This window comes from uncultured Rikenella sp., assembly GCF_910579375.1.
Lineage (GTDB): Bacteria > Bacteroidota > Bacteroidia > Bacteroidales > Rikenellaceae > Rikenella.
Genome location: NZ_CAJTUJ010000073.1, coordinates 1 through 8814 on the forward strand (window position 1 = coordinate 1; position 8814 = coordinate 8814).

General features: G+C 61.9%; 8 protein-coding genes and 1 tRNA gene. 8 read left to right on the forward strand and 1 reads right to left on the reverse strand.

The genetic code is table 11. The features are described 5' to 3' along the window. Window positions 1–116: 116 nt before the first annotated feature. On the reverse strand, window positions 117–389 hold the full coding sequence (locus QZ302_RS06870; protein WP_294593900.1) for a hypothetical protein: 273 nt from the start codon (window positions 387–389) through the stop codon (window positions 117–119). A gap of 30 nt (window positions 390–419) precedes the next feature. On the opposite strand from QZ302_RS06870, the gene QZ302_RS06875 reads away from it, so the two are divergent. The 8 genes from QZ302_RS06875 to QZ302_RS06910 all read left to right on the forward strand — a co-directional run. Further along, window positions 420–1694 (forward strand): folylpolyglutamate synthase/dihydrofolate synthase family protein, encoded by a 1275-nt coding sequence (locus QZ302_RS06875; protein ID WP_294593902.1) that lies wholly within the window; start codon window positions 420–422, stop codon window positions 1692–1694. Between the two features lie 66 nt (window positions 1695–1760). Beyond that, complete coding sequence (ricT, locus tag QZ302_RS06880; protein ID WP_294593904.1) at window positions 1761–3257, forward strand: regulatory iron-sulfur-containing complex subunit RicT; 1497 nt, start codon at window positions 1761–1763, stop codon at window positions 3255–3257. Between the two features lie 31 nt (window positions 3258–3288). Beyond that, the gene (locus QZ302_RS06885) at window positions 3289–3789 is read left to right on the forward strand and encodes a hypothetical protein (protein WP_294593906.1); all 501 of its coding nucleotides are present in this window, start codon (window positions 3289–3291) and stop codon (window positions 3787–3789) included. Between the two features lie 30 nt (window positions 3790–3819). Further along, window positions 3820–4563, forward strand: coding sequence for a tRNA (guanosine(46)-N7)-methyltransferase TrmB (gene trmB, locus QZ302_RS06890; RefSeq protein ID WP_294593907.1), 744 nt, complete (start codon window positions 3820–3822; stop codon window positions 4561–4563). Beyond that, a complete protein-coding gene (locus tag QZ302_RS06895; RefSeq protein ID WP_294593910.1) occupies window positions 4560–5447 on the forward strand; it encodes a 4-hydroxy-3-methylbut-2-enyl diphosphate reductase in 888 nt (295 codons plus the stop codon). Before trmB ends, QZ302_RS06895 begins: the two co-directional genes overlap by 4 nt. Window positions 5448–5520: 73 nt before the next feature. After that, window positions 5521–5591 (forward strand) — tRNA-Cys (locus QZ302_RS06900). Between the two features lie 330 nt (window positions 5592–5921). Beyond that, complete coding sequence (locus QZ302_RS06905) at window positions 5922–6623, forward strand: DNA mismatch repair protein MutT (protein ID WP_294593912.1); 702 nt, start codon at window positions 5922–5924, stop codon at window positions 6621–6623. Window positions 6624–6649: 26 nt separating this feature from the next. After that, a partial coding sequence (locus QZ302_RS06910; protein ID WP_294593914.1) for a glycoside hydrolase family 3 C-terminal domain-containing protein occupies window positions 6650–8814 on the forward strand: 2165 nt, incomplete at its 3' end.

An 8814-nucleotide genomic window follows, 5' to 3' on the forward strand; every position in this document is an offset into this window, starting at 1 on the left:
ACGAACCGCAGGATTCCACTCAAAAGTAGGGTAGATGTGGCCGCTTGGGGTCGCTTTCGGGTAGCGGCTGCCCCTTGGGTAGTTCTAGCCAGTATTTGAGTGCCTCTCTTCCCCGTTTATTCCGAGAGGCACCGCAACTGAAAACCGTAGCCGCGGTAGTACGTACCGCTGGGATTAAGATCCGTCACGCTGAAATTCAAGTATACCCCGCTGTTGCCGCTCACCGACGACGAATAGCTGAATCCGTGGTAGCCGACATTTACCTGTACGCCCGAGTGCGAATCGCGGTAGCCCGGGGCGGGTCGCTCGATGCTCGAAAAACGACCGCCTCTACCACAGACGATCGGCTCCGTCTGCCTCCGGCGACCCCCTGCTCGAATGAATCGCATAACCAGATTTTCTGTTCTCTTAGAAATTCCATGAATTACGACGAAAGCATAGCCTATCTGTACGCCGCCGCCCCCATGTTCCAGAGCGTTGGCAGCCGCGCCTATAAAGAGGGACTCGAAACTACGGAAGCCCTCAATGAACTGCTCGGGAACCCGTATAAGGCTTATCCCGCCGTGCACGTCGCCGGAACCAACGGCAAAGGATCTGTCTCGCAGATGCTCGCCGCCGTGCTGCGGGAGGCGGGATACAAGACGGGGCTTTATACCTCGCCCCACTTGCGCGACTTCCGCGAGCGGATGCAGGTGGACGGGCGGATGATCTCCGAACAGGAGGTCGTCGAGTTCGTCGAACGGCTGAAACCCCATATCGAACGGCTGAAACCCTCGTTTTTTGAGATTACCACCGCCATGGCCTTCGACTTTTTCCGCCGCCAAGCGGTGGATATCGCCGTCGTCGAGGTCGGGATGGGCGGACGGCTTGACTGCACCAATGTCATTACTCCGCTCGTGAGCGTCATCACCAATATCAGCTTCGACCACCGGCAGTTCCTGGGCGAGACGCTGCCCGAGATTGCCGGCGAGAAAGCGGGGATTATCAAACCCGGCGTGCCGGTCGTCGTGGGCGAGTTTCAGCCGGAGACCGCGCCGACCTTCATCGCAAAAGCCCGGGAGAGCGGCTCGCCCATTCTTTTTGCCGACCAGCGGTATCGTTGCGACGGGCACGACGGGCGGATGTTCGAGGTCGAGAATCAGGGGGACGGCTACCGGTTTACCGTACAGCTCGGGATGGAGGGAGACTATCAGCAGCGGAACCTCTGCACCGCGCTGGCGGCGTTGGATATCCTGACCGAACGGCTGCCGAGGCCGCTCACGACGAACGAAGCGCGGCGGGGGCTCGCCGAGGCGCGGGTGCCGGGGCGGTGGCAGCGGATCGATACGGGAGAGGATCCGTGTCCCATCGTTTGCGATACGGGGCATAACGAGGCGGGGCTGGCCTTTGTGGCGGGGCAGCTGAAAAAGCAGGTCTATAAAAAACTCTATTTCGTGCTCGGCGTCGTGGCGGACAAGGAGCTGGATCACATTCTGCCGCTGTTGCCGCGGGAGGCGCACTATCTCTTCACGCAGGCTGCGCTACCGCGGGCGCTGGCGGCAGAACGGCTGGCGGAGGTCTGTCGCGCGGCGGGGTTACGGGGCGAAACGGTCGCTTCCGTCCCTCGGGCGCTCGACCGGGCCCGGGCGCTGGCCGGACCGGAAGACCTCGTCTTCATCGGGGGCAGCACCTTCACGGTTGCAGAAGTGCTGTAATAGTCATACCTTTGTACATTCAGGCTCCGACCGTTTTGTCGCCGGGGCATTCAATACGCGAAGAGGATGACTTGTCAGAAAAATATTACTCGGGGATGCTGCTTTTCGACCGACGCCAACGGCGAACCGACGGCGCAAAACTGTCCGGGGGCGCATAAACTCGAAGTCTTCGACTGGATGGCCGATCTGCCCGATTCGCTGGCTGAGAACGCCATCTACGAGGTGCAGTTCAAAAACACCCGGAAGGGATACTACTGGAACAATACGGGCATCTCGCTCAAGGTGGGTGACATTGTGGCCGTCGAGGCCAGCCCGGGGCACGATATCGGGATCGTCACCCTGACCGGCGAACTGGTGACCCGGCAGATGAAGCGCACGGGCTTCAATCCGCAGGGGCTCGAATGCAAGAAAATCTATCGGAAGGCGAAACCTTACGACATCGAAAAGTGGCAGGAGGCGATCGGGCTGGAGCATCAGACGATGATCCGCTCGCGGCAGATCGCGGCAGACCTGCACCTCAATATGAAGATCGGTGATGTGGAGTATCAGGGGGATAAGTTGAAGGCCATCTTCTATTACATTGCCGACGAACGGGTCGATTTCCGCGAACTGATCAAGGTGCTGGCCGACCAGTTCCGCGTTCGGGTCGAGATGCGCCAGATCGGCGCACGGCAGGAGGCGGGGCGGATCGGCGGAATTGCGCCGTGCGGACGCGAACTCTGCTGCTCGACCTGGATGAACAGCTTCTCGTCGGTCACGATCGGGGCGGCAAGACATCAGGAGATCTCGCTCAACCCGCAGAAGCTGGCGGGACAGTGCGGCAAGCTCAAATGCTGTCTCAATTACGAATTGGATTCCTATATCGATGCGCGGCGGGCGTTTCCGCGGCTTAACGGGCCGCTGGAGGCGATGGACGGCAGCTATCATCTGGTCAAGAGCGATATCTTCAAAAAACTGATGTGGTTCAGCCCCGATCCGCACTCTACGGCGGTGATGATTCCGCTGACCACGGAACGGGTGCGGCAGATTGTGGCGATGAACCGTCGGGGCGAGAAGGTGGACAAACTGGAGGATGCGGCGTTGCTCGCGGCGCAGCATAGCGCGCCGGCAGAGCCGGAGATCAAGAATGTGGTGGGCGAGGAGAGCATCACACGGTTCGACCACGCACGGAGCGGAGGTCGGAAGCGGGGCGGACAGGGACGGAATCGGGGGAATGGCAATCGCGATAACCGCGAGAACAATCGCGACCGGGGCAATAATCAGCGGGGAGACCGGACGGAAAAGGCGGAGAAATCGGAGAAATCGGGCGGCGGGCGGCCTACGGCAAGACCGGAAATGGCGGCTCGGGCCGAAGCGGACGGACGGGCGGAGGCACGACCGACGGCGAGGCCGGAACTGTTGGCCAAGGCGAATGGCGAGCAAGGCGGAGCTGGAAACGGAGGGGGGAATGGCGGTAATAACGGCGGCCGGGGAGGAAACAACTATCGGAACCGCAGTCCGCGGCGGAGGCCGGGCAATCGCTCGCAGGGCGGAGGAACGAACAACGGCGGGCAGGGGGCTTGACGGCATGGGGCGGAGGATCGGATACGGATGCGTGTTCTTCGGCCTCGTGTGGGCCTCTCTCCTGGTGGGGTGCAGCGGGGGGAAGTATATGGAGATGTACGACTTGCCGCGCGAGGGGTGGGGACGGGAGGAGGCGGTCGTCTTCTATTTCGAGCCCGACTCGGCGGCGGGGGCGAGGGGGGGGCAGTGGATCGATATCTCGATCCGGTATGACGACGACTATCCGTATGCCGCTTTGCCGCTGGTGATCAAGGCGGTGACGCCCGACAAACGTTTTTGGGCCGACACGGTCGAATTCGCCCTGCGGAGGCCGGCGGCAGACGGGGAGCCGGGCGAAGGGGCGTATCGCAGGGCCGGAAGGCACTATTCCAATCACAACGATATCACGCGTCGTTACCGCAGCGGCGTCCGGTTCTCTCAGCGGGGAGAATATGCGCTGTCGGTGCGCCAGCTGACTGGGGCGGAGCGGATCCGGGGGATTCGATCCATCGGGGTCGTCGTCAGCGGAGCGCGGCCGGTGCGGAGACGGTGACCGCTCTTTTTTGTGAACCTGTTTGCGAGCATGGGAAAAAATAAACTCAAAAAATTCAGCGAAAATCTCACCTTTCGCTGCCTGATCCAACCGCAATTCGAAGAGGTATTCCGTCGCGACCACCCGCTCAAAGGGAGGTGGCGGAGCGAGTTCTTCGGCAACGACCGCCCGATCGTGCTGGAGCTCGGATGCGGACGCGGCGAATATACTGTCGGGCTGGCTGAGGCCGATCCGGCGACGAACTACATCGGGGTCGATATCAAGGGGGCGCGGATGTGGCGCGGGGCCAAGACGGCTACGGAGAACCGGATGGCCAATGTGGCTTTTCTGCGGACGCGGATCGAATTCATCGACTCGTTCTTCGCGCCGGGCGAGGTGGATCAAATCTGGATCACCTTTCCCGATCCGCAGATGAACAAACGGAGGGTGGCCAAGCGGCTGACGGCGCCGGGATTTCTGGAACGCTATGCGCGTTTCCTGAAACCGGAGGGGACGATCCACCTGAAGACGGACTCGGGGCACCTGCACGAATACACGAAGGCGGTGCTGGCGGCCAATGGGATGGCGCCGACGGTCTGCTGCAACGATATTTACGGGCCGCAGGGGATTGCCGATGCGGCGCTGGCGATCAAGACGGCTTACGAGACGCGCTTTCTGGCGGAGGGGCTGCCGATCACCTATCTGCAATGGTCGCCGGGGGGGAGACGGGAGTTTGCGGTGCCGGATTTCCCGGCCGACGAGCTGCTGGTGGGGGAAAATACGCCGGTGAGATGAGAATTGAAATCGACGAACAATCGGGCTTCTGCTTCGGGGTCGTCAAGGCGATCTCGACGGCCGAGGAGTGGCTGAGGGCCAGAGAGGGGGCGGTGTGGTGTTTGGGCGATATCGTCCACAATCGGGTCGAGGTGGATCGCCTGGAGCAGTTGGGGCTGCAGACGGTCGGGCATGACCGGCTGCCGGAGCTGGCCGGCCGGTGCGTGCTGATTCGGGCGCACGGCGAGCCGCCGGCGACGTATGCCGAGGCACGGCGCTACGGAATCGAACTGGTGGACGCCACTTGTCCGGTGGTGGCGAAGTTGCAGGAGCGGGTGCGGCGGGCGTGGGAGGCGATGCGGCGGGTGGAGGGGCAGGTCGTGCTGTTCGGCAAGCCGGGGCACGCCGAGGTGGTGGGGCTGACGGGGCAGACGAACGAGGAGGCGATCGTCATCGAGTCGGAGGCCGATCTGGGACGGATCGATTTCAGCCGGCCGATCTGTCTGCTGTCGCAGACGACGCAGAGCCTGGCGCAGTTCAATGCCATCCGGGACGAGATTTTGCGCCGTGCCGCGCATCCCGAGACGGTGGAGGTGCATGACACCATCTGTCGGCAGGTCTCGAACCGGAATCCGCACCTGCGCGAGTTTGCCGCCCGGTTCGATGCGGTGATCTTCGTGAGCGGCAGCAAGAGTTCGAACGGCAAGGCGCTCTACGAGGTGTGTCGGGGGGCGAATCCGCGGACGTACAAGGTGGAGGAGGCGACGGAGCTCCGGCGGGAGTGGTTCGAGGGGATCGCGTCGGTGGGGGTGTGTGGGGCGACGTCGACGCCGAAGTGGCTGATGCAGCGGGTGGCGGATGCCATCGCCGGTTTTTCGGCGGAGGGCGGTTCGTCGGAGCGGTGAAATGGGGGTGTTTGTCGATTCGCGTTTGCGGATTCGGGAAAAAACGCTATCTTTGCCCTGCAATTTACAATCGGGTCGGTTGGCCGAGCGGTTAGGCAGAGGTCTGCAAAACCTCGTACAGCAGTTCGAATCTGCTACCGACCTCACACGGAGAGGGTTTTTAATGCGCTGGTTCTTCGGCGAATTGAAAACCCTCTTCTCTTTTTTCCGGTAACCGTTGCGGGGGGTGTTGGGGAGGGGGATCTTCTGTCAGTGGCGGACTCTTTCATCGGATAAAATATGCGCCCGGGGGAAGTACAATAACCTCCCCGGTGGATAGGCTCTGGAAATCAGCCTGTCGCCAAGCTTGTTGTGCGGGTTTTAATAATGTATTATATACAGTAAGGGTTTATTTAATAGGTTGTCCGATAGTATTTTGCGGTCTAAATAACTATATTTGTCGAGGCGCGGCGGACGGCCGTTGCGGAATGGCTTATGGAATATATGTATGCCCATGTGTCGGTCGATTGCGTGGTGTTCGGTTTCGATGGGAACGAGCTGAACATCCTGTTGATCGAAAAGGAGGGGACGTCGGACCTGAAACTGCCCGGCAGCCTGATCTATCAGCCGGAGGATACGGACAGCGCCGCCCAGCGGGTGCTGTATGAGCTGACCGGTATCCGGAGGATGAGCCTCAAGCAGTTCAAGTGTTTCAGCTCGCCCGACCGGGCGGCGGATGTGCAGGATGTGGCGTGGCTCGAAACGACCTACGGCCATCCCGTCGGACGGCTGATCACGATCGCTTATCTGTCGCTCTGCAAGATCAACCGGACGCTGAGCGTTGCCGCGCGCAGCAGCGGGGCCCGGTGGTGTCCGGTCAGTGCGGTGCCTGCGATGCCGTTTGACCACAATCGGATCGTCGAGGAGTCGCTCGGCGAGATTCGCCAATGGATCGAAACGGAACCGGCCGTGCTTTTCGAACTGCTGCCTGCGAAGTTTACCCTCGCCGAGTTGAGGGGGCTCTATCAGGCGATCTATCGCAAACGGTTCGATATCCGAAATTTTTGTAAAAAGATCGCCCGGATGGCCTATGTCGTCCGGCTCGACGAGAAACAGACCGATGTCGCGCATCGCGCGGCGCATTACTATAAATTCGACCGGATCGCTTATAATCGAACCCGTCGGGCGGTCGAGTGATTTCTGACTTAATTCATTCTGTTTTTATGAAGAAAATCGTTTTGTTGATCTTCTTTCTCGGTCTTCTGGGGCGGCAGGGGATGACTGCTGGCGACCCGCGTCTGTGTGTCGATCCGCGGGTCGATTCGCTGATCGACAGGATGACCCTCTCGGAGAAGATCTCCCAGATGATGCACGTCAGTCCGGCCATTCCGAGGCTCGGGATTCCGGCCTATAACTGGTGGAACGAGTGTCTGCACGGCGTGGGACGTTCGGGCGACCGGGTGACGGTCTTTCCACAGGCGATCGGGCTGGCGGCCACCTTCAATCCCGAGGCCTTGGAGCAGACGGCGGGGATGATCGCCGACGAGGCGCGCGCCATTTATAATCGGGCCAAAGGGACGCCGGACGAGGGGAGACAGTACAAGGGGCTGACGTTCTGGACGCCGAATGTCAATATCTTCCGCGATCCGCGATGGGGAAGGGGGCAGGAGACCTACGGCGAAGACCCCTGGCTGACCGGTCGGATGGGGAGCGCGATGGTGCGGGGGTTGCAGGGCGGCGATCCGCGTTACCTCAAGACTTCGGCGTGCGCCAAGCACTATGCGGTGCATAGCGGGCCGGAGCCCGACCGCCACGAGTTCGATGCCCGGGTGAGCGACTACGACCTGTGGGATACCTACCTGCCTGCTTTCCGCACGCTGGTGTGCGAGGCGGGGGTGTCGGGCGTCATGTGCGCCTATAACCGCTACGAGGGACAGCCCTGCTGCGGTAGCGACAAACTCATGCGGCTGATTCTGACCTACGAATGGGGCTTCGAGGGATATGTCACTTCGGACTGCTGGGGGATCAGCGATTTCCACAAGTATCACGGAACGCATCCGGATGCGGCGACGGCGGCGGCAGATGCCGTGCTGCACGGTACGGATCTCGAATGCGGGAACGATTATGCATCGCTCGTGGCGGCGGTGGAGCGGGGGCTGATTACCGAGGAGCAGATCGACCTCTCGCTGCGGCGGCTCTTTATGATCCGTTTCCGGCTCGGTCAGTTCGAACCGGCGGGGCGGGTGCCTTATGACACGATTTCCGGTGCGGTGATCTCGTCGCCGGAGCACCGGGCGCAGGCTCTGGAGATGGCGCGGCAGTCGATGGTGCTGTTGCGGAACGAGGGGGTGTTGCCGCTCCGGGCGGAGCGGGTCGGGACGGTGGCTCTGCTGGGGCCGAATGCCGATAACGGAACGACGCAGTTGGGGAATTACAACGGAATTCCGGTGGAGAATGTCACGCTGCGGATGGCGTTGGAGCGTGAACCGGGCCTGCGGGTGATCTACTATCCGGCCACGGGCTTTACCGGGCCGTTGGCGGACGGGCCGGGGATCGAAGAGGTGTTGGAGGGGATTGCGGAGGCCGATGCAGTGATTTTTGCGGGTGGGATTTCGCCGCTCTTGGAGGGCGAAGCGGGCGATGCCGGGAACGATGATATCAAGGGATTCCTGGGCGGCGACCGCAGCCGCATCGAGCTCCCGGCGGTGCAGACGGAGTGGATGAAGCGGCTCAGGGAGTTGGGCAAACCGCTGGTCTTCGTGAATATGTCGGGCAGCGCGGTGGCCTTTCCGTGGGAGGCGGAGCATGTCGATGCGGTCATTCAGGCGTGGTACGGTGGGCAGGAGACGGGCACGGCGCTGGCGGATATCCTCTTCGGGCGATACAATCCGTCGGGCCGGTTGCCGGTCACGTTCTACCGTTCGACGGACGATCTGCCGGATTTCCGGGATTATCGCATGGAGGGGCGCACGTATCGCTATTTCGACGGCGAGGTGCTCTATCCGTTCGGCTATGGGCTGAGTTACAACAGATATGTTTATTCCGCGCTGCGGTTGCCCGGTGCCGTTGAGGTCGGAGACTCCGTCAGGGTGAGCGTCGAGGTGCGCAACCGGGGTCGACGAGGCGGGGAGGAGGTCGTGCAGCTCTATGTCTCGCGACGGGGGATGGTCTCCGGACGGATGCCGATCTGTTCGCTGGCGGGAGTGCGGCGGGTCTGGCTCGAACCGGGCGAACGGCGGATGGTGAGCTTTGCGGTGGCGCCCGAACAGCTCGGTGGGGTCGATGAGCGGGGGAATAGGGTGGTGGTGTCGGGGCGGGTGCGCATCTGGGTCGGCGGGCGGATGCCGAATGCCCGGCCGGAGCGGTTCGGTGACGAGCCGCTGGCGGG

Coding starts and splice junctions, on each gene's coding strand:
- QZ302_RS06870 (WP_294593900.1), bottom strand. CDS start 389: ATGCGATTCATTCGAGCAGGGGGTCGCCGGAGGCAGACGGAGCCGATC.
- QZ302_RS06875 (WP_294593902.1), top strand. CDS start 420: ATGAATTACGACGAAAGCATAGCCTATCTGTACGCCGCCGCCCCCATG.
- ricT (WP_294593904.1), top strand. CDS start 1,761: ATGACTTGTCAGAAAAATATTACTCGGGGATGCTGCTTTTCGACCGAC.
- trmB (WP_294593907.1), top strand. CDS start 3,820: ATGGGAAAAAATAAACTCAAAAAATTCAGCGAAAATCTCACCTTTCGC.
- QZ302_RS06895 (WP_294593910.1), top strand. CDS start 4,560: ATGAGAATTGAAATCGACGAACAATCGGGCTTCTGCTTCGGGGTCGTC.
- QZ302_RS06905 (WP_294593912.1), top strand. CDS start 5,922: ATGGAATATATGTATGCCCATGTGTCGGTCGATTGCGTGGTGTTCGGT.